This window comes from Scandinavium lactucae, assembly GCF_033843265.1.
Lineage (GTDB): Bacteria > Pseudomonadota > Gammaproteobacteria > Enterobacterales > Enterobacteriaceae > Scandinavium > Scandinavium lactucae.
In genome coordinates, this window is the sequence record NZ_JAWXRD010000030.1 from 1 (window position 1) to 26066 (window position 26066).

Below are 26066 nucleotides of genomic sequence, written 5' to 3' on the forward strand. Positions count from 1 at the left end.
ATTTCTTCTGTTCCGGACAGGCCGATATCCAGCACGTCGACACCCGCATCGCGCAGGCCTTTGGCCAGCGCCATCTTCAGCGATTCACTGGTCAGGCGCACATCGCCGCCGAGCACGATGGTCTTCGGTTTCAGGAACTCACCGTACGCCCGGCCAATCCGCCAGGCGATCTCTTCGTTCAGCTCTTCGCCCAGCTTGCCGCGAATATCGTAGGCTTTAAAACAGGTTAATTCAGTCATGGTGTACCTCTTCTTCAGGCAACACTTAACCCGGACCTATCAGGGCCTGATTAAGATTCAATATATTGCCCGGTGGCGCTGCGCTTACCGGGCCTACGGATCATGCGTAGGCCGGATAAGCACAGCGCCATCCGGCGGGAATCAGATGCGTCCGTAGCGATCCTGGAAGCGCACGATGTCATCCTCTTCGAGGTATGACCCGGAGCGAACTTCAATCAGGTCGAGCGGGATCTTGCCGGGGTTTTCCAGGCAGTGCGTGGCCCCGAGCGGAATGTAGATGGACTCGTTTTCGCCGAGTAGCTTCACGTCGTCATTGATGGTCACCTTCGCGGTACCGGCCACCACAATCCAGTGTTCGGCGCGATGGTGATGCATTTGCAGCGACAGCCCTTCACCCGGTTTCACGGTGATGCGTTTCACCTGATAGCGTTCGCCGGAATCGATGGAGTCATATTTCCCCCACGGGCGATACACTTCCCGGTGAATATGGTGCTCGTGGCGGCCATCAGCTTTGATGCGCTCAACCACTTTTTTGACGTCCTGCACCGCGTTGCGGTCGGCGATCAACACTGCATCTTTGGTCTGCACCACCACCAAATCTTTCACCCCGACGGTGGTCACCAACCCGGATTCGGCATACACGTAGCTGTTTTCGGTGTTGTGGCTGATAACGTCGCCGTGATGGACGTTGCCTTCAGCGCTGCGCTGGCTGATTTCCCACAGCGAGGACCATGAGCCCACGTCGCTCCAGCCCGCATCCATCGGCACCACTACCGCATCGGCGGTGCGTTCCATCACCGCATAGTCGATGGACTCTTCCGGACAGGCCAGGAACGCGGCTTCGTCAACGCGAATAAAGTCCAGATCCGGGTCAACCACGCTCATCGCCTGCTCGCAGGCCTGCATGATGTCCGGGCGGAATTTGGTGAGTTCTTCCAGATAACGACCGGCACGGAACAGGAACATGCCGCTGTTCCAGTAATATTCCCCGCTGGAGACGTACGCCTGCGCGGTTTCCAGATTCGGTTTTTCGACAAACTGCGCCACGTTAAACGCCACCGCGTCTTTATCGCCTGGGCTGACGTCGCCGCGGCGAATGTAGCCGTAGCCGGTTTCCGGCAGATTCGGCACGATGCCGAACGTCACCAGTTTGCCACTTTCGGCGTACGGCACCGCATCGCGAACTGAGGCACGGAACGCGTCTTCATTCTGGATAACGTGATCGGCGGCGAGCACCAGCATCAGCGGGTCACCGTTCGGGCAGCTGCGCTTAGCCGCCAGCGCCGCGAGGGCAATCGCTGGCGCGGTGTTACGCCCTGCAGGTTCTAGAATAATGTTCTCGGTCAGCTTATTGAGCTTGCGCAGCTGTTCCGCCACGATAAAGCGGTGCTGCTCGTTGCAGATGACCACCGGGCTTTCGCACTCCACGCCATTCAGGCGGTTGACGGTGGCCTGTAGCATCGTCAGATCGCCCTTCAGGCACAGGAACTGCTTGGGATAAAGTACCCGTGACAGCGGCCATAAACGGCTACCGGAGCCACCGGCCATTACTACCGGAAAGAGTTGTGTCTGACTCATGATTGAACCCCGAAGTCTTGTGCAGAAATATCCGCAATAAATTGTTTCAGCACGCTGTTCTTTTCGAGCGTGCGTTCGGCGTATTCACCGGCAATCACGTTGTGGTGCGGCATCAGCAGGGCCTGTTCAATCCCGTCGACCAGCGCCGGAACCGACTCGGGCTCCACGCAGACCGCAATTCCCGGTTGCGCCTGGCAAAGCTGGCCGAGCTCGGTGTCGGCTTCAGCAGTGATCACCGCGTTGCCGCCCACCGCCAGAATGTTGGTCAGTTTCGAAGGCAGTACCGCATCCGCCGCGCCGCGCTTCTGGATGACCAGATGGCAGTCGGCCATTTTCAGCAGCGCAGGCAGCGCTTCATACGACTGCAACGGGAAGAAACGCACGTTGGTCAGGCCGCATTCAGCAACGCGTTTTTCCAGTCGCGCTTTGCCCCCACCCTGGCCGACAATCACGAACAGCCACGGTTTGTCCTGCAACTGTTCGGCTGCGGCAATGACGTTTTCCAGCCCCTGCTTTTCACCGATGTTGCCGGAGTAAAGAATAATTTTGCGGTCTGCGGGCAGACCCAGCTGCTCGCGCAGCACCACAACCTGCGTCGGATTCACGTCGCGAAAACGTGCCACTTCCGACCAGTTCGGGAAGAAAATCACTTTGTCTGCCGCAACGCCTTTCTCCTGCGCTTTGTTCATCATCGAGCGCGAGATGGTGGAGACGTTGTCGACGTTATGCAGGCCGCTGCGTTCAAAACGGCTGGCGAGTTTCGCCACTTTTCCACCCTTGCCTTTGCCCGCCATCCCGAGGCCGAGCATCGCATCGACTTCGTAATCCTGAATATGCAACAGGGTGCGGGCACCGGAGAGCTTCGCCAGCAGGCGCATGCCCGGGGTGCAGAACAGCGTCGGTACCACCCCGATGATGCGGTCCGGCTTCCAGCGACGCTGAGCCATCAGCGGGAAAAAGCTGCTCAGCGCGAAGCTGCCGAGGTGGATCAGACGCTTGAGCGTGGAAGGCTGCTTCGGCACGTATAACGGGCAGCGCCAGACGGTGGCGGCTCCCTCTTCGCGGCGATAGCGCCACGCACTGTAGTGCTCGCCAACCTGCCATTCCGGGTAGTAAGGCGGGGCGGTAATCACCCGCACCTCGTGCCCTTGCTGCGCCATCCACTCCACCATCTCACCGGTGTATTTGCCGATCCCGGTGAGTTCCGGTGAATAATTGATTCCGTAGACCAGGATCTTCATAAACCCGGTGCCTCCGCGCGTTTTTCATCGAGGAAATAAGCGCGACTGTTGTCATGCACATTGTCTGCCGCCAGCAAGGCTTCCTGCGTCAGCCAGCGATAGTCATTGTGCTGCGCGGTCGGCAGCTGCAGGTCTTTCACATCAAGCTTCAGGCGAAATCCCAGCACCACGTAATGGGTGCTGAAATCAGTGCCAGAAAAGTTGTCGTCATAGAAATGCTGCCAGACGCCGTAAAACTGGCCCGCCGACATTGGCAGGCGCAGGCCCAGCTCTGCTTCGGTCAGGCGCGAATAGGCGTCTGAGAGGGTTTCATCTTTCTGCACTCGCCCGCCCGGCACGAACCAATAGCCCTGTGCCGGTCGGTTGTTACGTTTCCCGAGCAGAAATTCGCCCTCCGCGTTCTCCACGACCAAATCAATCGAAATGAGCGGGGTCGAACGCACCACGGTGGCAAAATCTTCTGGCGTCAGAAACATGGTTTACCCCCGGAAGCGGTGCTGGTTCTCAAGGAACCACTGGTAGGTGCTGGCGAGACCGGCTTCCAGCGTCACCTCGTGATACCAGCCCAGCTGATGCAGACGTGACACGTCCAGCAGCTTGCGCGGCGTTCCGTCAGGTTTGCTGGCATCAAACACCACCCGGCCCTTGTAACCCACCACTTTGGCGATGGTTTGCGCCAGTTCGCGAATGGTGCAGTCCACACCGGTGCCGACGTTGATATGTGACAGCATCGGCTCGGTGTTCTCCTGCCACACCTCGCGGTCGAGCTCCATGACGTGAATGCTGGCCGCAGCCATGTCATCTACATGCAGGAATTCACGCATTGGCGTTCCGCTACCCCACACCACCACGTCAGCGGCATTTTCCTGCGTCGCTTCGTGGAAACGGCGCAGCAGCGCCGGGATCACGTGCGAATTGCTCGGGTGGAAGTTGTCATGCGGACCGTACAGGTTGGTCGGCATCACCGAACGGTAGTCGCGGTTATGCTGACGGTTGTACGATTCGCACAGCTTGATCCCGGCAATTTTGGCGATCGCGTACGGCTCGTTGGTCGCTTCCAGCGTGCCCTGCAACAGCTCGCTTTCCGGGATAGGCTGTTTCGCCATCTTCGGGTAAATGCAGGATGAACCGAGGAACAGCAGCTTATTCACGTTGTGCATATGTGCGGCGTGAATGATGTTGCTCTCAATCATCATGTTTTCGTAGATGAAGTCCGCCGGGAAGCTGTTGTTGGCCACAATTCCACCCACTTTCGCTGCCGCCAGATACACCTGGTCGATACGCGCCTCGGCAAAGAAATCGTTTACCGCTTTGCTATCGAGCAGGTTCAGCTCATCGCGGGTGCGCAGCACCAGTTCCACGTCGCCGCGTTGCTCCAGCTGGCGGACGATGGCGGAGCCCACCATCCCGCGGTGGCCCGCCACGAAAATACGTTGTCTGGTCATAACTCAGGACTCCAGCGCGATGGCCACCTCGTAACCGTGAGCCTTAAGCAGGGAGTGTTTCTTCGCTGCTTCCAGATCGTTAGCCACCATCTCGGAGACCATTTCCTGCAGGGTGATTTCCGGTTTCCAGCCCAGTTTTTCATGTGCTTTGGTCGGGTCGCCCAGCAGGGTTTCCACTTCAGCAGGACGGAAGTAACGCGGGTCAACGGCAATCATCACATCACCCGGTTTCACGCCCGGTGCATCGTGGCCGGTCACGGACACAACGATGCCCTTCTCTTCCACACCGGTGCCTTCAAAGCGCAGTTTGATACCGAGCTGTGCGGCCGCCATTTCAACAAACTGACGCACGGAATACTGCACGCCAGTTGCAATCACGAAGTCTTCTGGCTGGTCCTGCTGCAGCATCATCCACTGCATTTTCACGTAGTCTTTCGCATGGCCCCAGTCACGCAGGGAATCCATGTTGCCCAGATACAGGCACTTCTCCAGACCCTGGGCGATGTTAGCGATCGCACGGGTGATTTTACGGGTCACGAAAGTTTCGCCGCGACGCGGGGATTCGTGGTTAAACAGAATGCCGTTACAGGCAAACATGCCGTAGGACTCACGGTAGTTGACGGTGATCCAGTAGGCGTACAGCTTGGCTACCGCGTATGGAGAACGTGGGTAGAACGGGGTGGTTTCTTTCTGCGGGATTTCCTGCACCAGGCCATACAGCTCAGAGGTGGATGCCTGATAGAAACGGGTTTTCTTTTCGAGGCCGAGGAAACGGATCGCTTCCAGCAGACGCAGGGTGCCCATCGCATCCACGTCGGCGGTATATTCCGGGGATTCGAAGGAGACGGCTACGTGGCTCATCGCGCCCAGGTTATACACTTCATCCGGCTGCACTTCCTGCAGAATACGGGTCAGGTTGGAGCTGTCGGTCAGGTCACCGTAGTGCAGGTGGAATTTCGGGTTTGCAGCATGAGGATCCTGATAGATGTGGTCCACACGCTCGGTGTTGAAAGAAGACGCACGACGTTTAATACCGTGAACTTCATACCCTTTTTCCAGCAGCAATTCTGCCAGATAAGAACCATCCTGCCCGGTAACGCCGGTGATGAGTGCGACTTTTGACATGTTTATATTCCTCTACTTACAGGGAGTTAATAGTTTCAACGCGTTCGCGCGTCACCACTGCGGGGTTGCCCCGGCAAATCTGATTTGCCGCGAGCGATTTAAATACGCTGCTGCGCGCGCCAACGACGGTGCCATCACCAATCGTTACGCCTGGGGCGACGAACACATCCGTTGCCAGCCAGCATTTCTCGCCAATCACAATCGGCGTCGCATTAATATCAAAATGCGCGCTCATATAATCGTGACTGCCGGTACATAAATAACATTTCTGCGATACCACCGAATTAGCGCCAATGGTAATATCGCCAAGGGTATATAACACCGCGTCATCGCCCACCCATGCGTTATCGCCGAGGGTTAATTTCCACGGATAAGTAATTTTTACCGAGGGGCGAATCACTACGTTTTTTCCTATTTTTGCGCCAAACAGGCGTAATAAAAAAGCACGCCAGCGGTAGAGAACCTGCGGCGACCACGCAAATAATGTTGCCTGCACCGCCCACCACAATTGCACTTTAATACCACCTGCTCCCCGGAAGCCTTTTGGCACCGAGAATCCGCTTAACTCTTGCATCGTTATTCCTTATATTGACTATTTGTTATATAAGGCTTTGGTCTTGCCGGTGGTGCGTAAACGCAACCGCAGTGAAATTTCCGCTAAAAAACCTGGCATCCGTAATATCTGACGCTGCACATTTTTAGCATCACGGCATAATTCCAGATTATTCGAGGTTGACACCCCGCCCATTGAAAATTCCGATACCAGACCTTTAATACGCTTGAAGGCATAACCTTCTTTATACATTTTTGCCGCCAGGGCGTAATCGGATGACACACGATATTGCAGATCGTACGGATAACGCTGCAGGCCCGTTAGCGGGAAGAAAATAGCCTGATGGCTGGCCGGTAGGCTGTGATAAATATACCAACCTGGCTTCGCGCTGCGACGGATTTTATGTCCGTCACCAAAGTCCAGCATCGCATCACCGATAACCATCGCGTCGTCAGTCTGACCGTGGAGCTGTCGCACGCACTGGGCAATATCTTCGTGGAAAATGTCGCCTGAGTTGAGGAAGATGGCGAACTTCCCGCGTGACATCTCAATGCCTTTATTCATGGCATCATAGATGCCTTTGTCCTTCTCGCTAAGATAACGTAAGTTATACTCACCGTTGAGGTTTTGTAGAAATTCGGCGGTGCCATCAGCGGAACCGCCGTCAACCACGATCCACTCAAACTGAATGCTCGGGTCGCGTGCCAGATGAGCCAATGACGCCCAGGTTTTCACCACGCCTTCATAATTTCGAAATGCAACGGTAATCACGCTCAGCAACATTTTTCGACTCCTTATTAGCTGTCCGTCAGTTTCAGCGCTTTACGCAGAATAAATGGACATACAATTAAAAACGCATATTCCGGGCTGAAAATCGAACCGGTGAAAAACAGTGATACCGGAAAGAACAAAAACAGCTGAACGCGAAAATTCTGGTTATTACCAAACGCGCTAATCATCATTCTTCCGACTTTCGACATATACCAGGCTGTCAGGAAAACGGCGAACCATGAAAAATAAATGATTAGCAGATACAGACCATTGTCTATGGTTTTACCGACATCCGCACCGTTAAAGATTCCGAATGATGCAACATATTCGTAAAGCGATCCGAAACGTACTACCCCATCAATATGGGTCAGAGAATAACCGACCATCACCAGCGGGCCGATAATTCGGTAATACGAGGACGAGCCTTCCGTGCCGAGATCGCCGAGGCGCTCAGATATATACGGAAATGCAAATACTAAACCGACTAAAAAGACCGCCAGGGAGATAATCGCCAGTGGCAATTTTTTACTGATCGCTTCCTTATTCAGATACTGGAAGGCCCACTCCAGTAAATAAAACAGGATAAACGTCATCACCCCGGAAAACGATCCTGAGAGAACTATCCCTGCCAGAATCATAGCATCGGTCTTAGGTGTTTTGATACCGAACTGTTTGATGCTGAGCCAAATTGAGATTAGTGCCAGAGCAAAGAACGCCGGTTCGAAATACAGGGCTGTGGTTCGCTTGCCACCGAACTTGATAAAGTTCAGAACATAGCTGTTACTGTAAATAAGATATTTCGAAATTATCTCCATCAGGCTACTGCCGCCGCTGAGGATAATCTGAGCCATCTCCAGCGCCGCCAGCATTACGACCAGCCCAACCACTACATAGAAGAAGCGCAGGATTTTGCGGTAGTTGTGTGGAGAAATGGTTTTAAAGCGAATACTCCACACCATGCCGATGATGATCACAATGTAGACAAACAGCATCGTCGAGGTGACATATTTGCTGGCATCCAGCGACTGACCAAAGATGTAGTTGAACAGCGTTAACCCAACCCCGGCACCCAGTGCAATCATCAGCTTTTTCAGGTTGATGCGCTCGACGTACAGTAACAGCAGTACCGGCAGGAAGGTGACAATGGTAATCGGGAAGCTTTCGCCGAGCTGGGCGATTTTGACGTTAACCAGCAGGTAGATTAACGGCAGCAGCAGATAGCTACAGATTCTGATAGAACGAGACATATTCCTCCAGCATCTGTTGTCCGCTGTAGGCCTGACGACTGCGGGCGCGGAAGTCGTCGAGCGTGGTGCCAAAAATAGCCTCGGCAATGTGCGCTTTCGGCAGCTGTACCAGCTGCAATACTTCCTCAGCGCTGACGGTACGACCGCCCGATTTGGCCAGCACTTCCTGCGCCGCCTCGCTGGGGGTGGCGATAACCGGCACGCCGATGGACAGCGCTTCGCACAGGATCAGCGGATAGTTATCGACCCGCGAGCTGAACAGCAGCGCATCCAGTTGATTAAGTTCACTCATGAGCTGGCGCTTGTTGGTCAGGAAGCCGTGGTTAATCACGTTGCTCCCGTCGAACGGGGAGAACTTGCCGAAGGTGTGAACTTCCACCGCATCACCGAGGGCGATGATGTCGCGCACCAGCTGTTGATTGGTTTTGCCGTCGTAGCGTAAATCATGCGCCACTACCGCGATTTTCGGCTTGCTGCCGGTGACGCTCATCGGCTGCAGTTCTGCCAGAATCGCTTCGGTCGCCACATCAATGCCGTTGTTAATAATCTTGCAGTGCCCTTCCCCGTACAGACGATTAAAAGCATCGGCCACGTGCTGGCTCGGCGAGATAAACTGGCAGCCCAACGCAATCATTTCGCGGAACAGCTGGCGCTTGCCGCTGACTAACTGGCTCGCGCGGTCAATTTTGACCGGCGGATAGTTGGTCAGCGTCGGGCATTTGCCGCAGCCGCTTTTCCACGCGTCGCAACCGTCGAGAAACGCACAACGGCCAGTTACGCTCCAGTGGTCATGCAGCGTCCAGACGAAACTCACGTCGCGCTTGTGCTCTTTCAGCTTATGGCAAAAATCCACCACCTCTTCCAGATTCAGCCAGTAGCTGTGCAGCACGTGAAAATGCAGCACCACCGGCCCGGCCGTGCGGGTCACGGTACGGTAGAGATTATTCAAATTGCCGAACACATCACGATTGAAGAGGCGGAACAGCGCCAGGTTCGCCATCGAGGTCACGCGTGAAGTGTGTTTGATGACGTTCGGGTAGTCGTCATGGCTGACGCTTTTCTTGCCGCCCTTGCCATAACCGTAGACAAACCGCGATGCCATGCCCTGTTGCAGCGCGCGCTGGTGTAAATCCAGCGCCACGCCTGCCGCCCCGCCTTCTGCGAGACGGACGTTAAATTGCAGAATATTCATTTGATGACCTTTACTCGCGCTTTTTCACCCACCACCAGCGCGTTATCCGGCACGCTGTCCAGCACTACGCTGCCTGCGCCGACGGTGACGTTATTGCCAATGGTTATCTCGCCAATCATCACCACGTTTGCACCCAGCTCAACGCCGTTGCCAATCACCGGACAGGCCAGGCTGTCCGGGCCACGGTTACCAATGGTGACGCCGTGGCGGATGGTGAAATCATCCCCCGCCACCACAAATTTATTGATCACCACGGCATAACCGTGATGAATGGTGAAGCGACGACCGATAGTGGCTGCGGCCTGAATTTCATAGCCAAACAGGCATTCGGTGATAAAGCGGTACATCAGCAACACTGGGGCGGCCCACAGGTTGTTAATGACGCTTTTTTTGCGCCACACCGAGCAGAAATGGGCGATGCGATAGGCCATCACCATGCAGCACGGACGCAGGCTCCAGCTGTTAGCGCGTAAATCTTCGAGCAGCATTATTTCCCCCGCAGGCCATCGGCCAGACGTTTGCCGTTACGCACTGACAGCAGGGTCAGCAACGTGCGCCAGTTCATGCGCTTGTTGCGGATCTGGTACAGCGTGAACAGCTGGTACTTTTTGCTCGCGCGGTCGAATTTGTCTTTGTGCTTACGGTAGAAGTGGAAATAGCCGGAGAATTTTTTCGGCGACGACGTTATCTGCATTTCGCCGTGGTTGATGTGCAGAATTTGCGTCGCCTCTTCCACTTTCCACGGCTCACCGTATTCGGTGACCATCCGCAGGAAAATGTCGTAATCCTGTGCCGCTTTCAGTTCGGTGTCGAACAGACACTCTTTGAAGCGCCACGCCCAGCTAAACACCTGATTACCAATAATGTTGCGCTTGAAGAACAGCTTGCGCGAGAACGGTGATTTCGGGTACAGCGGCAGGCTCGCGGGCTGGGAATAGACTTCCCCTTCGCAAACGTAGTCATTGGCATACAGAAACGCGTGCGATGTGAGTTGGTGTTTGTGTTCGAGGAACACCGAAAGACGGTTGGGCGTCCATTCATCGTCATCGTCGATGCCGGTGATGAACTGGCCTTTGGCCTGCAAAATCGCCTGATTGCGGACTGCACACGCCCCGGAGTTGAAGTCGTTGCGGGTGTAACGCACGCGGGCGTCGTTCAGCCCGTCGACAAACTGCTGCAACTGTTCAAAGGAGGAGGAACAGTCGTCGACGATAATCATTTCCCAGTGAGGATAATCCTGGCGCAGCACCGATTTAATGGCGCGAATCGCCAGCTGCTGCCGGTTCCAGGTTGGCATGTAAATCGAGATCAGAGGGTTTTGTATGGTCATTTTTATTCCCCAAATGGCGATGAACGACCGCACAACACAGTCCCCTCTCCCCTGTGGGGAGAGGGTTAGGGTGAGGGGTCAGGTGTATTATTTACTGTCGGATTTGTATTCGTACTCGTAGTAGCCGTAGTCCTGATAACCGGTGGCCCGACGGAAGATGGAGTTGAGGATGACCCCTTTAACGTGAATACCGTTTTGCTCAAAGCGGCTGAGGCTGGTTTCCACTTCTTTCAGGGTGTTGACCGCATAGCGTGCCACCATCAGCGTGGTGCCCGCATGGCGACCGACGATCCCGGCATCGGTGACCGCCAGGATTGGCGGCGTATCGATAAGCACCAGGTCGTACTGGCTGCTGGCCCATTTCACCAGTTCAGCAAAGCGATCGCTCATCAGCAGTTCGGAAGGATTCGGCGGCACCTGCCCGCGCGTCACCAGATCGAAGTTGGTCACTGAAGTACGCTTCGCACAGCTCGTAATCTCACTTTTGCCAACCAGAACTTCCGACAGACCGTTATCGTTGGTGGTGCCGAGCAGTTCGTGGGTGTAGCCCTTACGCATATCACAGTCGATAAGCAATACGCGCTTACCGGTTTGGCTGATCACTGCCGCGAGGTTGGCACAGACAAAGGTTTTGCCGATTGACGGGCTGACCCCGGTCAGCATCAGCACGTTGTTGCTGGCCTGCATCATGGCGAAGTGCAGACTGGTTCGCAGACTACGCACCGCTTCAATGGCCAGATCGGTCGGATTACCCACCGCCAGCAATTGGCTCTGCTTATAGCGTTTGACGCCTTTGATGGTTTTCACATGGTCGCGTTTCTTCTGCCATTCAGACAGCGGGATGCTGGCATACACGTTGATGCCGTTGTCTTCCAGCACCTGCGGGCTTTCAATCCCACGGTTGAACAGCGAACGCAGCAGCACGCCCAGAATAGAGAGCATCAAGCCGAGGATGATCCCGCCGAACACAATCAGCGCTTTTTTCGGCTTCAGGATGCCAGGCTGAGTGATGGCGGAGTCGACGATGCGCACGTCGCCGACGGTGCTCGCTTCCTGAATTTTCAATTCCTGCTGTTTGTTCAGCAGCTGCATGTAAACCTGCTGCCCGGATTCCACATCACGCGTCAGACGCACGATTTCCTGCTGGGTTTCCGGCATCGCGGTGATGCGTTTGTTGAGGTTAGCCTTCTCTTCTTCCAGGGTTTTACGTTTTTCCAGCAGGGTCCGGTACGCTGGGTGACGTTTGGTGTAGAGCTTCGAAATCTCCGCTTCGCTGAACGTCAACTGATTGAGCTGGGAATCAATGTTGACCACCGAATCGAGCACCGATTTGGCTTCCAGCGACATATCCACCGAGTCTTTCTGCTGGCGATAAGCGTTGAGTTTGTTTTCCGCATCGTCCAGACGGGTCCGCACTTCCGGCAGTTGTTTAGCGAGGAAACGCAGGCTGCGGGAGGCTTCTTCCGATTTGCGCTCAATGTTTTGCGCCAAATAGTTCTCAGCGATGCTGTTGAGGATCAGGCGGATCTGATCTTTGTCTTCGCCAGTGAACGTCAGGCTCAGCACCCCGGTGTCTTTACCGTTTTCGGTGACCGTCAGGTTGTTTTGCAGGTTTTTGACCATCCCCAGCGTGGAGTATTTGGTGACGGTAAATTCGCCCCCGGCCTGCGCATGAATCGCGCTAACTAACAGCGTGACGCCGGATTTGTTTAGCGGCTGCCCAACGACGCCGCGCGCACTGAAGCCGCCGTCGCTGGTGAGCTGATAGCTGTTATGCCCGAGCACTTCGAGGGTAAACACCTGTTCGCGCATACCTGCTGGCAGCGTGAAGGTGTCGACGTTGACGCTCTCGTTGGCGCGGCCCATCAGGCGTTCCCAACCGTCACCAAAAATGGGCATCGTGTTCTTGGTTACTGCGATGTCCAGATTCAGGTCATCAACGGTTTTGCCCAGCACCATGCGCGACTGAATCAGCTGAATTTCCGCGTCAGAGGCTGGCGGCTTGCTGTTCAGCGCCGAGTTTAAATCCTGCACCAGGGAGCTGCTGGTGTTTTGCTCAATCTGTACCAGCGCATCGGCGCTATAGATAGGGGTCGCAAAAAGGGTGTACACCACCGCGGCCACAGCGAACACAGCGGTAATGCCGAGCACCCACCATTTTGCCTCCACCACGGTACCGACCAGGCGGCCAATATCGATTTCATCACCGCCCGACGCGTGTGGGAGCGACTGTTTTACGTTATCTGTCATTGTTATCCCTGCTGTACTTTCAGTGCCTGCGCCCACTGACGGGCAGACTGATCGAGTAAGTGGTAAACCGCTTCAAAAGCGTCGCGACTCTTGCGATAAGGATCGGGGATCTCGCGCTCATCATCCCAGTGACCAAACAGCATCACTTTGCCGCGCATTTCCGGTGCGATTTCACACAGCCGGGCAATGTGGCGTTTTTCCATGGTCAGAATGAGATCGTATTCGCGGCACATCTTTCCGGAGATTTGACGGGCGCAGTGCCCGTCCAGGGAAATGTTGTGAATGGCAGCCACGCTTGCGGCGCTGTCGTCTGCCCCTTTACCCACCAGCGCCCCAAGACCTGCCGAGTCCACGTGCAGCGACGGAAGATAATTTTTCAGCAGCCGCTCCCCCGTAGGAGAACGGCAGATATTGCCGACGCATACCACCAGAATTTTGTTGAACATAATGGTTACCAGGTATGGATATCTTTCGCCGCATCCGTCATGTAGCGAACGCCACTGATGGTTGGCAGCAATTGGTTGATCAGACGGTTCCAACGCGTGACCGGTGCAGTCGTGACGTACACCACGTCATACGGTTGCAGCGTGAAGTTGGTCGCCATAACCAGCGAGGTCGCATCGGACATATCGAGCTGATAGACGTTGGCAATCTTGCCGTTTTTGTCGTCTTTCAGCGGACGAATAACGAAGATGCCGCTGGCGTTCGAGGCCGTCATGTCGAGACCTTCCGCCTGGCCCAGCGCTTCGGTCAGCGTCATGCCGCTGAAGTCCATTTTGAGGGTGCTCTGTTTCTTCACTTCGCCCATCACGAAGACTTTCAGATCATCGTTGCGCGGTACGAACAGGATATCGCCCGGATACAGCAGGCGGTTCTGGCTCAGATCACCGTTTTGCATCAGCGCCTGCAGGGAAATGCGTTGCTCTTTCCCGTTGTGGGTCAGCACCACGTTGCGCCAGTCTGCCAGGTCGGTCATCCCGCCTGCGGCGTTGATGGCGTCAAGTACGGTCAGCGGCACGTTGGTAATAGCCTGCTGACCTGATTTGTTCACCTGGCCGGAAACATAGGCTTTTTGAGAGCGGAAGGCCGCCACATTCACATCAACCTGCGGGTCGGTGATGTAGGTGGCGAGACGCCCGGTTATCACGTCGCGGATTTCCGCCAGCGTTTTACCCACGACCTGCACGCGACCAATGTAAGGATAGAAAATCGAGCCATCGGGCTGAACCCAGTTACCGGTATCGCTGGAGCTACGATACTGACCTGCGGGGGTGGTTAGCTCCGGATGGTCCCAGACGGTGACGCTGAGCACGTCACCCGCGCCCACGCGATACTGATAATTGCTTAACTCCTGATCCAGCGACATGTTGGGCTGCGCAACGTTAGGCCGTGGGCGCAGTTGTTCAATCAGACGCGGGGTCAGCGGATAAACATTCACCATCCGGTCGATGTCAAAATCAGCGTCTTGCTGCTTAATCACATCTTTTCCGAAGGTCGACATATTGCTGCCGGGCAGGACCGTGCAACCGCTCATCAGGATTGCAGACACCAATAATGGCATCAATTTCAGTTGGGATTTCATCATTGATTATTTATCACTTTGGCAGAGAAATTATCCTGTGCGAATAAAACAAACCAGATTTCATTCAGGTCATTTACATTGAGAATGCCGTTAACCGAAACGAAATATAACTGGCATCATTCCTAAAAAAACTTTATCCGCTCGCTAACAGTTGACAGAATAATCCAGTCTGAATTAGCGGCCAGCGGGCACGCTACCGCCCTTGGCTTTCAGTTACCAATCCACTGTTTAATCATTATGTTATGAACCATCCCGGCGCGAGGTGCTGGTCGGGACAGAGAGAGTGTGTATAAAACATCAAATGATTGGTTTCTCCGCAGGTAATAATTCCTTTGGCGATCCCTAATATTCATTTAACGATTCGATTGTTACAGTAATGACAATATTCGACAAGGTAACAACTCCTATCGGCGTTGCTTTTAGGATAAATATTAAGAATCGCCTTCAGCTTTTAGGATTATCTTTATATTGACATTAGCGGCAGCTGCGCCGGACACGGGATATAGCGGGAGGGATAAGGAAATAAAATAATTAATAACGGAAACTATAGGGATATATAATTTTCAAGCAACGCCAATTATTTAAGATTAAACTCAGGGTATAATAGAATTCAAGTCAATGTTACAGAAGGGTTTGAACAACGTATGGAATGGATTGCCGATCCCTCAATCTGGGCAGGGCTTATCACCCTGGTGGTCATCGAGCTGGTGCTCGGGATTGATAATCTGGTGTTTATCGCGATCCTCGCGGAAAAGCTGCCGCCCGCAGAACGTAACCGGGCACGTATTACCGGGCTGGTTCTGGCAATGGTGATGCGCCTGTTGCTGCTGGCGTCCATCTCGTGGCTGGTCACCCTCACCCGCCCGCTGTTTACCGTGCGGGATTTGAGCTTCAGCGCACGCGATTTAATCATGCTCGGCGGCGGGTTATTCCTGCTATTTAAAGCCACGGTCGAACTTAACGAGCGTCTGGAAGGAAAAGATAATGACGGCCCGACGCAGCGGCGCGGGGCCAGGTTCTGGGCGGTGGTGGCGCAAATTGTGGTGCTCGATGCGGTGTTCTCTCTCGACTCAGTGATCACCGCCGTCGGCATGGTCGATCATCTGCTGGTGATGATGGCGGCCGTGGTGATCGCCATCAGCATGATGCTGTTCGCCAGCAAAGCGCTGACCCGCTTCGTGAATAATCACCCGACCATCGTCATATTGTGTCTGAGCTTCCTGCTGATGATTGGCTTTAGCCTGGTGGCAGAAGGCTTTGGCTTCTACATCCCGAAAGGGTATCTGTACGCGGCGATTGGCTTCTCGGTAATGATTGAGGCCCTGAACCAGCTGTCTAACTTTAACCGCCGCCGTTTTCTGTCGGCCAATCAGAGCCTGCGCAGCCGTACCACCGAGGCGGTGATGCGTCTGCTTAGCGGACAGAAAGAAGATGCCGAGCTGGATGCGCAAACCGCTTCTTTAATTGCAGACCATAAGGATGAGCCGGTTTTCGACCCGCAGGAACGACGGATGATCGAGCGGGTGCTAAATCTCAATCAGCGCAGCGTCAGCAGCATCATGACCTCGCGCCACGATATCGAACATATCGACCTGAGCGCTCCGGAAGCAGAGATCCGCGCCCTGCTGGACAAGAATCAGCATACCCGCCTGGTGGTCACCGGGGGCGATAACGATGAAGAGCTGTTGGGCGTAGTACACGTGATTGACCTGCTAAACCAGTCGCTGCACGGTGAACCGCTGGATTTACGGGTGTTGGTGCGCCAGCCGCTGGTGTTCCCGGAGACGCTGCCGCTGCTGCCCGCACTGGAGCAGTTCCGTAACGCCCGCACCCACTTTGCCTTTGTGGTTGATGAATTCGGCTCAGTAGAAGGGATAGTGACGCTCAGCGACGTGATGGAAACCATCGCCGGGAACCTGCCCAATGAGGTACAGGAGATTGATGCCCGCCACGACATCCAGAAAAATGCCGACGGTAGCTGGACCGCGAACGGTCATATGCCGCTGGAAGATCTGGTGCAGTTTGTGCCGATGCCGCTGGATGAAAAGCGCGAGTATCACACCATCGCCGGGCTGCTGATGGAACATTTACAGCGCGTACCGACCGCGGGCGAAACCGTCGAGGTCGACGGATTTACCCTGAAAACGTTGCAGGTGGAAAATCACCGCGTACAGCGGGTGCAGATATTCCCGCCCGCACAGCCGGAACTCGATTACGAAGTGTGAGACGGTTCAACAAAAAAGGCCCGACAGCAATGCCGGGCCTTTCTTTATGTTCGACGGGGATTACAGCTTATCGAGTAACTTCTTCAGGTCTTTGCCCGACTGGCTATCCTGGTTTTTGTCGGCCCAGGCTTTGAGACGGTCACGGGCTTCGCTTTGCAATTGCTTACGCAGCACCTGATCCACCTGCAAACTGTAGTTGAGCTCGGTCCATTTACCGTAGACACGCAGCGGGATCGCCGTTTGCTTCAGGGTCTCTACCAGCTTGCTTTCGCCCTGCCAGCCATCCACCACGCGCACATTGAAGCGCATGTCGCCCTCTTCCTTGACCAAGTCCAGCGTGCCCTTGCCGTCCAGCGCCAGTAAGGAGGATTTACCGGCCATGTCATCGAGCGTCATCACTCCGTTGTCTAACTCCAGATTGCTGGAGAATTCATCCAGACGGGTGGCGCTTTCCAGATTTTCTTTGGCGGTCACATGGGTGCTGCGTTCTACCGCCTGCTGCACCAGCTGCTGGAAGTTCAGCCCTTCGGCACGAGAATCCAGCAGAGAGACTTTAGCCTGGCCCTGCCAGCTGCGACGGAAGCTGTCCGCATCAATTTTGCCGCCGCTGAACTCGCCGTCGAGCGACAGTTTACCGGTGAGGTTGATAGGATAATCAAACGCCTTCAGCAGGGTCGCGATTTGAATATTGTCGATCTTCGGCTGGAAGGTTGAGACCGGCGTATTGCTGCGCGCATCTACGCTGCCCGGCAGCGACAGGGTGCCACCGTCGATGTTGCCCTGCAGTTCGGCGATAGTAAGCTGACCGAATTCATTGTTAGCCTGCAGGTTAACATCGGTGTAATTCATTCCCCGCCACAGAATTTGTTTGGCATTAAGGCCAATGGCCGCCCGGAAGCCGCGCAGGCTGCTATAGTCTGGGGTACTGATGTTCTCGGCGATCACCGGACGCTGTTGGCGAGACTGGCTTTGCCCTTGCTGATTCGCACTGGAATTTGCCGCTGGATTGGCCTGAGAAAGCAGGTTATCGAAATTGAGTTTGTCGGCGTGCAGGTTCAGCGTCCATTCCGGTTTCACCGCCAGCACCACGTTGCCGTCGCCGCCAAGCGAGCTGTCATTCGCCGTCAGCTGTAGCTGGCTAAAGCTCAGGCGCTTCTGATCTTCCTGCCATTCAGCCTGCAATGAGGCCTGACCGCCAATGCCCTGCGGCGGCAGATCGGCCCCCTGCAACTGCCAGTTGAGCTGGCTAAAGGTGGCGGTCAGCGAATGAGGATAATCGCCCGCGTTGACCTGCGCGCTGAAGGAGAGATTCAGGTCACGCTGATCGCGGTTCACGCGCCCGGAGAAATCGACGCTGGCGAGGTAATGGTTGTCCTGCTCCATTTGCAGTTTGATATCACGAATCGTGATTTGATCGTCACCTTCATGCTGGAACACCAGCACGCTATCATCGACCTGCAGTTTAGCGATATCAAAGGACCAGCCTTTGTCTTCCGGGGCCTGAGGCAGGGTATTTTCGCGCGGTGGGACCGGCACATCTTTGCGCTTCACCGCTTCAGTCTTCGGCGTCAGCTCGATCACTGCACCTTTAAGCATCACCTGATTGACCTGAAGCTGATGCGACAACAACGGCATCAGCGCCACATCGAGGCGCATGTTATCGGCTTTCACCAACGGCGCGGCGGCACCCGGTTCGGTCAGGGTCATTCTGCCGGAAAGAATACTGAGCTGCGGCCAGACGTGCCAGCGCAGCGGGCCGTCCAGTTGAAGTTGATACCCGCTGCGCTCCGCTACCTGGCGCACCAGGTAGTCGCGGAAGTCGTTCGGATTAACCAGCAGCACCAGCGCCGACAGGCCGGCGACAATCACCACCAGCAAAATCATCAGCGTTGTCAGAATTCGTCTCATGATGTCTCCGACGTCTCAGTCACGCTCAGTCTTTATCGATACGACTGGCAACCGCACCCTGCTGATCGCGATACTTCGCGTCTTCGCGGCGGTTGTAAGGCCGCGCAGCCGGGCCAGAAAGCGGTTCGAAGCTCAGGGCACCGATAAGCATTCCCGGGCGCAGCGCCAGCGGCAGTTTGCCCGAGTTGTAGAATTCAAGCACGATACAGCCGGACCAGCCGGGATCGATGCGATGTGCGGTCACGTGAACCATCAGGCCCAGTCGCGCCAGAGAAGAGCGCCCGTCAAGCCAGCCCACTAAATCCGCAGGCAGGGTCACGGATTCCAGGGTCACGGCCAGCGCCAGTTCGCCAGGATGCAGATAGAACGCCTCGCCTTCGGCCAGCACGATTTCTTCGCTCATCACGCGGTCAAGCGCGGCACTGACTTCGGCTTTCGGCCCACTCAGGTCGATAAACGCAGCGGTGTGTCCGCTAAACGTACGGAATTTATTGCCGAGGCGAACGTCTACCGTCGCACCATTAATGCGTTCCACCGGCGGTCGTGGGGTAATCGCAAGACGGCCTTCATCCAGCCAGGCTTCAATATCTCGGTCACACAGACGCATGCGTTATCTCCTTTAATGCAGTATGCCCGGCGTCTACCGGGTCATTATGCACAGTACATAATTCAGGGGAATTATTCAAAAAACTGACTAATTTTGGCCTTCAGAATATCAATGGCGATGCGGTTTTTCCCACCGCGCGGCACGATAATGTCGGCGTACTGTTTGGACGGCTCAATAAACTGCAGGAACATGGGGCGAACCGTTTTCTGGTATTGCGCCATCACGGAGTCCATCGAACGGCCACGCTCGTTAACATCACGCTTGATGCGGCGCATCAGGCAGATATCCAGCGGGGTATCGACGAAAATAGAGAAGTTCATCTCTTCGCGCAGACGGGCATCAGTCAGCAGCAAAATCCCCTCGAGGATGATGACTTTCTTTGGCTTCACATGCACCGTTTGCGGCATACGGGTATGTTCGACATAGCTGTACACCGGCAATTCGATCGCCTCGCCACGCTTGAGCATCTGCAAATGCTGAAACAGCAGGCTGTGATCCATCGCGCTCGGATGGTCATAATTGGTTTTAACCCGGTCTTCCATCGACAGATGGCTCTGGTCTTTGTAATAGCTGTCTTCAGGGATCACACCAATGTGTTCATCGCCAACTTGTTCACGTAATTCACGGTAAAGGGTACTGGAGATGAGACTTTTACCCGAAGCCGATGCGCCGGCGATGCCTATAATGACGCACTGATGAGACTTATCAGTCATATATTTTTGCGACCTGATTAACCTGGATGATAGGAAGGGTGACGCCGGAGCGCCAAACGCGGCAATTATAGGGATTTCAGCCCGTCGATACCAGTCGAAAACAACATTCACCGTTGTAGGGATAAAAAGTGACTATTCGCAAATTAATATGTTCACTTTTCCAACGTGTTAGACAGATTTTACCCTGCTCCATGAATTTATCTCGCAATCTGTTAAATAATGACCAGATGGCATAGGAAATGTAAATTGTTTGTACTAGCATGATCCCATTTAGCATCCTAATGAATTCAGGCCAATTCCTCGTGAAAAGTCGCGGCCGGAAAGCCCTGGCGGAAAGCGGTAAATGAAGACATCTGAACAGCAAGTGCCCGTTACGCCCTCACATCCGGTCCTGCGCATGATTAGCCTCGGGCTGCTGACGTTCATTTTTACGCTTTTCTCACTGGAATTAACACGTTTCGGCACCTTTCTCGCGCCGCTGTGGTTTCCGACCTCGATTATGATGGTGGCGTTTTATCGCCACACCGGGAAGATGTGGCCCCCGATTGCCGTCGCCTGTACGCTCGGCAACCTGCTGGCCTCCTGGGTGCTGTTCCCGCCGAGTACGCTGAACCTGATATATCCGGCGATTAATGCCATCGAAGCCGCGCTGGGCGCAATTCTGCTGCGTAAATTTTTGCCGCGCTATAATCCGCTGCAAAATCTGCACGACTGGGTAAGGCTGGCGCTGGCCAGTGCGGTGGTCCCGCCGCTGGTGGGGGGCGTGCTGGTGCTATTGCTTGCTCCGGCTGGGGACCCGGTCCATACCTTCCTTGTGTGGGTGCTGTCAGAGGCCATTGGCGCTCTGGCGCTGGTGCCGCTCGGCCTGCTGTATAAGAGCCGCTATCTGTTACGCCATCGCAATCCGCGAATGCTCATGGAAACGCTGCTCACCCTGGCGGTGACGCTGGCGCTCAGCGCCATGTCGATGCTCTGGATGCCATGGCCGTTTACCTGCGTGATCGTTCTGCTGATGTGGAGCGCGGTACGCCTGCCGCGCATGGAAGCCTTTACCGTTTTCCTTGTCACTATCATGATGGTCTCGCTGATGATGGCGAGTCACCCTGCCACCCTGCACACCCCGCAGCTTTACGCCATGAGCAACGTGCCGTGGCTACCGTTCCTGATGATTCTCCTGCCCGCCAATATTATGACCATGGTGATGTACGCCTTCCGGGCGGAGCGCAAACACATTACCGAGAGCGAAGAGCGCTTTCGCAATGCGATGGAATATTCCGCCATTGGCATGGCGCTGGTGGGCACCGAAGGCCAGTGGCTACAGGCCAACAAAGCCTTGTGCAAATTCCTCGGCTATAGCCAGAACGAGCTGCGCACCATGACCTTCCAGCAGCTCACCTTACCGGAAGATCTCGACAGTGACCTGGCGCAGCTCGAACAGCTGATCGGCGGCGAAATCAACACCTACACCATGGAAAAGCGCTATTACACGCGCAAAGGTGATGTGGTCTGGGCACTGCTGGCGGTGTCGCTGGTACGGCACGCTGACGGGACGCCGCTCTATTTCATTGCCCAGATCGAAGACATTAACGACCTCAAACACACGGAGTGGGTCAATAAACGCCTGATGGAGCGCATAACCCTCGCCAACGAAGCGGGCGGGATTGGCATCTGGGAGTGGGAGCTGGAACCTGATCTTATCTCCTGGGACAAGCGCATGTTCGAGCTGTACGAGATCCCTTCCCATCTCAAACCCACCTGGCAACTGTGGCATAACTGCCTGGTGGATGAAGACCGGGAGCAGGCGGAGCGTACTATCCGCAACGCTCTCAGCGCCCGCGCGCCGTTCAAACTCGAATTTCGTATCCAGGTCAAAGAAGGCATCCGGCATATTCGCTCGCTGGCGAATCGGGTGCTGAATAAACAGGGCGAAGTGGAGCGCCTGCTCGGCATCAATATGGACATGACCGAGGTGAAACAGCTTAACGAGGCGCTGTTCCAGGAGAAAGAACGCCTGCACATTACCCTGGATTCTATCGGCGAAGCGGTGCTCTGTACCGATGTCGATATGAACGTGATTTTTATGAACCCGGTCGCCGAAAAAATGAGTGGCTGGAACCAGGACGAAGCGATGAAGCAGCCGCTGCTTAACGTGCTGCGCATCACCTTTGGCGATAACGGCCCGCTGATGGAAAACATTCACAGCGGTGATATGTCGCGAACGGATATCGAACAGGATGTGGTGCTGCACTGCCGTCGAGGCGGCAGTTATGACATCCATTACAGCATTACGCCGCTCAGCACACTCGACGGGCAAAACATCGGCTCGGTGCTGGTTATTCAGGACGTGACCGAATCCCGGAAGATGCTGCGCCAGTTGAGCTATAGCGCATCTCACGATGCCCTGACCCATCTCGCTAACCGCGTTAGCTTTGAGAATCACCTCAAGCGGCTGCTGCAAACCGTGCAGGAAACCCATCAGCGTCACGCGCTGGTGTTTATCGATCTCGACCGCTTTAAGGCGGTTAATGACACCGCAGGCCACGCGGCGGGCGATGCGCTGCTGCGCGAGCTGTCGTCGATGATGCTCGGGATGCTGCGCACCAGCGATATTTTGGCGCGCCTCGGCGGCGATGAATTTGGCCTGCTGCTGCCGGACTGCAACGTCGAGAGCGCCCGTTATATTTCCAATCGCATCATTCAGGCCATTAATGATTATCACTTTATGTGGGAGGGTCGCCTGCACCGTATCGGTGCCAGCGCCGGGATAACCCTGATAGATGAGCACAACACCCTGGCCTCGGAAGTAATGTCGCAGGCCGATGTCGCCTGCTACACCTCGAAAAATAACGGTCGCGGGATGGTCAGCGTGTATGAGCCGCAGCTGGACAGGCTGCATCAGCAGCGCAGCATGATGTCTCTCGACGAGCAGTGGAACATGGTGCGCGACAACCATCTGCTGCTGATGGCGCGCGGGGTGGCCTCGCCACGGGTGCCGGAAAGCAGCAACTTCTGGCTGCTGTCGCTGCGCCTGTGGACCAGCGAAGGTGAGATGGTGGAAGAACAGGCGTTCCGCCGAGGGCTGGCAGACCAGGAGTTGGTCCACGCCCTCGACCGACGCATCTATCAGGAATTCTTCCAGCGCTGGGCACACATAGTTGCCGCACGCGGGATAAGCGTCACCCTGCCACTGTCGGCAGCCGGTCTGACTGGGCCGGTTCTGGTGAACGACATTCTCGATGGTCTACAGCACAGCGGGATGCCTGCGCGGCTTCTGCATCTGGTGTTTAGCGCCGCTAGCCTGTTGCACTCCGGGGTTCAGGACGGCCTGAACCAACTGCGCCAGGCGGGTTGCAAAATTATCATCAGCCAGGTCGGCCAGGATTTAGAACTGTTTGAACACCTGTCGCCCGGTATAGCGGATTACATCATGCTGGATCCGGACATCATCGGGAACGTTCATGCCAGCCTGATGGACGAGATGATGGTCACCATCGTGCAGGGCCACGCCCAGCGCCTGGGGCTCAAAACCATTGCCGGACCGACCCATCAGGCGTTAACCATGGATACGCTCTCCGGCATCGGGGTCGATTTCATTTATGGCGATACCATTGCGGCGAACCAGCCGCTGGAGCTGGTGCTCAACAGCAGCTATTTCGCCATTAACTGATCCGCAGGCTTGAACGCGTCGCTGTACCAGATGTGCAACAAGGCATAGGAGCGCCAGGGCTGCCAGCGCTCCGCATAGCGGCGAATTTGTGCCGGGGTCATGCCGGGAAAACGCTGTTTTATAAGGTAGTCGTCCGGAAGGAACACGTCTTTCGCCTGCCAGCCACGCAGGGCGAAGTAGTTTGCCGTCCAGCGCCCGATGCCAGGGAAGGTTTGCAGCACTTTCATCGCGGCGTCGATATTATCCGGCGGCGTCAACGGTAGCGCCCCGGAAATCGCCGCCTGCGCCAGATGAATCAACGCCTCTGCACGCTTGACCGGCATCCCTAACGCTTTCAGCGCCAGCGGGCAGGCCAACGCCAGTTGCTGGGGCGTCGGGAAACAGATGAACTCGGGGTCATCTTCCAGCGGCGTACCATACGCCTTCGCCACGCGGCTGGTGAGCTTCGCCGCCATCGCCACGCTCACCAGTTGTCCGAGGATCGCCCGCACGCCCTGCTCAAAAGGATCAACGCAGCCGGGCAGACGCAGGCCCGGTCGCGCGGCGGCCAGTTCCCCCAGCGCCGCCGATACCTGCTGTGGCTCACAGCGCAAATCGAAAAGCTGTTCAAGACGTTGCAGACACGCCTCCTTTACTGGCAACAAGCCGTCAGACAGCGTAATGACCAGCGTGTGCGAGGCTTCGTCCGGCGTGACACGCATCAAGCCTTGATGGCCATCGAGGGCAAAACTGCGGATATAGGTTTGCCCTGCAAAGCGTTCGACGCCTTCAACGGTACGTGCCGCCAGAAAACCCATCATCCAGGCCCAGTCATACGGCGCTTGCCACGGTAACGTAAACATCATCCCTCCTCGGTAAGTCGCTCAAGCATAACTGCTTAAGGTGTTTAGTGCCTTGCTTTCATATTCCAGTTGTCGCCAGCGTAACATTCCGCTAAAGTCGTCGCCCTTTCTTCACTGGCATGGGGAATTTGCAAGGTGTTTATTGGTTTTGACTATGGTACGGCGAACTGTTCAGTGGCCGTCATGCGCGGTGATTCACCGCAGCTGTTAACGCTCGAAAACGGCAGTTCGCTGCTGCCTTCGATGCTCTGCGCTCCCACGCGCGAATCGGTCAGCGAGTGGCTGTATCGTCAATATGACGTGCCCGCCACCGGGGATGAAACCGAAGCGCTGTTACGCCGGGCGATCCGCTATAACCGCGAAGAAGATATCGAGGTGCTGCCCGGCAGCGTGCAGTTCGGTCTCGCATCACTCAAACAGTACATCGACGACCCGGAAGAAGTGTACTTCGTCAAATCGCCGAAGTCGTTTTTGGGTGCCAGCGGGCTAAAGCCGCAGCAGGTGGCGCTGTTCGAAGACCTGGTCTGTGCCATGATGCTGCATATCAAGCAGCAGGCAGAAACCCAGCTGACCGACCCCATCACCCAGGCGGTGATAGGCCGTCCGATTAACTTCCAGGGCCTCGGCGGCGATGACGCCAACGAACAGGCCCAGGGCATTCTGGAACGCGCAGCACAGCGAGCCGGTTTCGCCGACGTGGTGTTCCAGTATGAACCGGTGGCGGCAGGGCTGGATTTCGAAGCCACGCTGAGCGCTGAAAAACGCGTCCTGGTGGTGGATATCGGCGGCGGGACGACCGACTGCTCATTACTGCTGATGGGTCCGCAATGGCGTGCGCGTCGTGACCGTGAGAGCAGCCTGCTCGGTCACAGCGGCTGTCGCGTGGGCGGGAACGATCTGGATATTGCCCTGGCGTTCAAATGCCTGATGCCGCTGTTGGGCATGGGCGGCGAAACCGAAAAAGGCATCGCCCTGCCGGTGTTGCCGTGGTGGAACGCCGTCGCCATCAACGATGTTCCGGCGCAAACCGATTTTTACAGCACCGCCAACGGCAGGATGCTGCGTGACCTGGTGCGCGATGCCCGCGATTCGGACAAAGTCAGCTTGCTGTTGAAAACCTGGCAGCAGCGTCTGAGCTATCGCCTGGTGCGCAGCGCCGAAGAGAGCAAAATCGCGCTCTCCGATAAAGCGGATATCACCACCGCCCTACCGTTCTTAAGCCCGACACTGGCGGCGGACATCAATCAACTGGGGCTGGAAACCGCGCTTAATCAGCCGTTAACCCGCATTCTTGAGCAGGTTCAGCTGGCGCTGGATAACGGTCGTGAAAAGCCAGACGTTATCTACCTGACAGGCGGTAGCGCCCGCTCGCCGCTGATCAAAAAAGCGCTGGCCCAGCAGCTACCGGGCATTGAAATTGCCGGTGGCGATGACTTTGGTTCGGTTACCGCCGGTCTGGCCCGCTGGGCTCAGGTCGTCTTTGCCTGAGTTGCGAGCTGGCTCGAAAAAGCGAGGATTGACTTCGCTGCTTTTTCGACCTACCGTAAGGGT

Annotated in this window: 21 protein-coding genes and 1 pseudogene; 3 read left to right on the plus strand and 19 right to left on the minus strand. The window is 55.7% G+C overall.

All coding sequences use genetic code 11. From position 1 onward, the window contains the following. The 15 genes and pseudogenes from SIK69_RS12135 to SIK69_RS12205 form a co-directional block, all read right to left on the minus strand. Positions 1-239, minus strand: a pseudogene (locus SIK69_RS12135) (phosphomannomutase CpsG); the annotation flags it as partial. A gap of 141 nt (positions 240-380) precedes the next feature. Beyond that, positions 381-1817, minus strand: a complete 1437-nt coding sequence (gene cpsB / locus SIK69_RS12140) for a mannose-1-phosphate guanyltransferase (RefSeq protein WP_319786169.1) — start codon at positions 1815-1817, stop codon at positions 381-383. Further along, positions 1814-3058, minus strand: coding sequence for a colanic acid biosynthesis fucosyltransferase WcaI (gene wcaI / locus SIK69_RS12145; protein WP_319786170.1), 1245 nt, complete (start codon positions 3056-3058; stop codon positions 1814-1816). The genes cpsB and wcaI overlap by 4 nt, the downstream gene beginning before the upstream one ends. Next, entirely contained in the window at positions 3055-3534 is a 480-nt protein-coding gene (locus tag SIK69_RS12150; RefSeq protein WP_319786171.1) for a GDP-mannose mannosyl hydrolase, read from the minus strand. Before SIK69_RS12150 ends, wcaI begins: the two co-directional genes overlap by 4 nt. Positions 3535-3537: 3 nt before the next feature. Then, positions 3538-4503, minus strand: a complete 966-nt coding sequence (gene fcl / locus SIK69_RS12155; RefSeq protein WP_319629005.1) for a GDP-L-fucose synthase — start codon at positions 4501-4503, stop codon at positions 3538-3540. A 3-nt stretch (positions 4504-4506) separates the two neighbouring features. Beyond that, positions 4507-5628 carry a GDP-mannose 4,6-dehydratase gene (gene gmd / locus SIK69_RS12160; protein ID WP_319786172.1) on the minus strand — a complete coding sequence of 374 codons (1122 nt, stop codon included), beginning with the start codon at positions 5626-5628 and terminating at the stop codon, positions 4507-4509. A 16-nt stretch (positions 5629-5644) separates the two neighbouring features. Beyond that, positions 5645-6202, minus strand: a complete 558-nt coding sequence (gene wcaF, locus SIK69_RS12165) for a colanic acid biosynthesis acetyltransferase WcaF (protein WP_319629003.1) — start codon at positions 6200-6202, stop codon at positions 5645-5647. Positions 6203-6220: 18 nt separating this feature from the next. Further along, entirely contained in the window at positions 6221-6964 is a 744-nt protein-coding gene (gene wcaE / locus SIK69_RS12170) for a colanic acid biosynthesis glycosyltransferase WcaE (protein ID WP_319786173.1), read from the minus strand. Between the two features lie 14 nt (positions 6965-6978). After that, on the minus strand, positions 6979-8199 hold the full coding sequence (gene wcaD / locus SIK69_RS12175) for a colanic acid polymerase WcaD (protein WP_319629001.1): 1221 nt from the start codon (positions 8197-8199) through the stop codon (positions 6979-6981). Continuing rightward, the gene (gene wcaC / locus SIK69_RS12180; protein WP_319629000.1) at positions 8174-9391 is read right to left on the minus strand and encodes a colanic acid biosynthesis glycosyltransferase WcaC; all 1218 of its coding nucleotides are present in this window, start codon (positions 9389-9391) and stop codon (positions 8174-8176) included. Before wcaC ends, wcaD begins: the two co-directional genes overlap by 26 nt. Beyond that, on the minus strand, positions 9388-9876 hold the full coding sequence (gene wcaB, locus SIK69_RS12185; RefSeq protein WP_319629019.1) for a colanic acid biosynthesis acetyltransferase WcaB: 489 nt from the start codon (positions 9874-9876) through the stop codon (positions 9388-9390). Before wcaB ends, wcaC begins: the two co-directional genes overlap by 4 nt. Before the next feature lie 2 nt (positions 9877-9878). Continuing rightward, entirely contained in the window at positions 9879-10721 is an 843-nt protein-coding gene (gene wcaA / locus SIK69_RS12190; RefSeq protein WP_319628999.1) for a colanic acid biosynthesis glycosyltransferase WcaA, read from the minus strand. 87 nt (positions 10722-10808) lie between these two features. Beyond that, on the minus strand, positions 10809-12971 hold the full coding sequence (gene wzc, locus SIK69_RS12195) for a tyrosine-protein kinase Wzc (RefSeq protein WP_319628998.1): 2163 nt from the start codon (positions 12969-12971) through the stop codon (positions 10809-10811). A gap of 2 nt (positions 12972-12973) precedes the next feature. After that, a complete protein-coding gene (wzb, locus tag SIK69_RS12200) occupies positions 12974-13417 on the minus strand; it encodes a low molecular weight protein-tyrosine-phosphatase Wzb (RefSeq protein WP_319628997.1) in 444 nt (147 codons plus the stop codon). A 5-nt stretch (positions 13418-13422) separates the two neighbouring features. Continuing rightward, complete coding sequence (locus SIK69_RS12205) at positions 13423-14556, minus strand: polysaccharide export protein (RefSeq protein WP_319628996.1); 1134 nt, start codon at positions 14554-14556, stop codon at positions 13423-13425. Positions 14557-15197: 641 nt separating this feature from the next. Between SIK69_RS12205 and SIK69_RS12210 the strand changes: the two genes are divergently transcribed. Then, complete coding sequence (locus SIK69_RS12210; protein ID WP_319628995.1) at positions 15198-16778, plus strand: TerC family protein; 1581 nt, start codon at positions 15198-15200, stop codon at positions 16776-16778. A gap of 60 nt (positions 16779-16838) precedes the next feature. On the opposite strand, the gene asmA is transcribed toward SIK69_RS12210, so the two are convergent. From asmA to udk, 3 genes are all read right to left on the minus strand, one after another. Then, positions 16839-18686: an outer membrane assembly protein AsmA gene (gene asmA / locus SIK69_RS12215; RefSeq protein ID WP_319786174.1), complete on the minus strand. Its 1848-nt coding sequence runs from the start codon at positions 18684-18686 to the stop codon at positions 16839-16841. Positions 18687-18711: 25 nt separating this feature from the next. Continuing rightward, on the minus strand, positions 18712-19293 hold the full coding sequence (gene dcd / locus SIK69_RS12220; RefSeq protein ID WP_319628993.1) for a dCTP deaminase: 582 nt from the start codon (positions 19291-19293) through the stop codon (positions 18712-18714). 71 nt (positions 19294-19364) lie between these two features. After that, positions 19365-20006: a uridine kinase gene (gene udk / locus SIK69_RS12225; RefSeq protein WP_319628992.1), complete on the minus strand. Its 642-nt coding sequence runs from the start codon at positions 20004-20006 to the stop codon at positions 19365-19367. Between the two features lie 343 nt (positions 20007-20349). On the opposite strand from udk, the gene SIK69_RS12230 reads away from it, so the two are divergent. After that, positions 20350-23673 carry a diguanylate cyclase gene (locus SIK69_RS12230; protein WP_319628991.1) on the plus strand — a complete coding sequence of 1108 codons (3324 nt, stop codon included), beginning with the start codon at positions 20350-20352 and terminating at the stop codon, positions 23671-23673. Here SIK69_RS12230 and alkA read toward each other — a convergent pair. After that, positions 23655-24515, minus strand: coding sequence for a DNA-3-methyladenine glycosylase 2 (gene alkA / locus SIK69_RS12235; protein WP_319786175.1), 861 nt, complete (start codon positions 24513-24515; stop codon positions 23655-23657). The genes SIK69_RS12230 and alkA overlap by 19 nt on opposite strands. 135 nt (positions 24516-24650) lie before the next feature. Between alkA and yegD the strand changes: the two genes are divergently transcribed. Then, positions 24651-26003 (plus strand): molecular chaperone, encoded by a 1353-nt coding sequence (gene yegD, locus SIK69_RS12240; RefSeq protein WP_319786176.1) that lies wholly within the window; start codon positions 24651-24653, stop codon positions 26001-26003. The last annotated feature ends 63 nt before the right edge of the window (positions 26004-26066 follow it).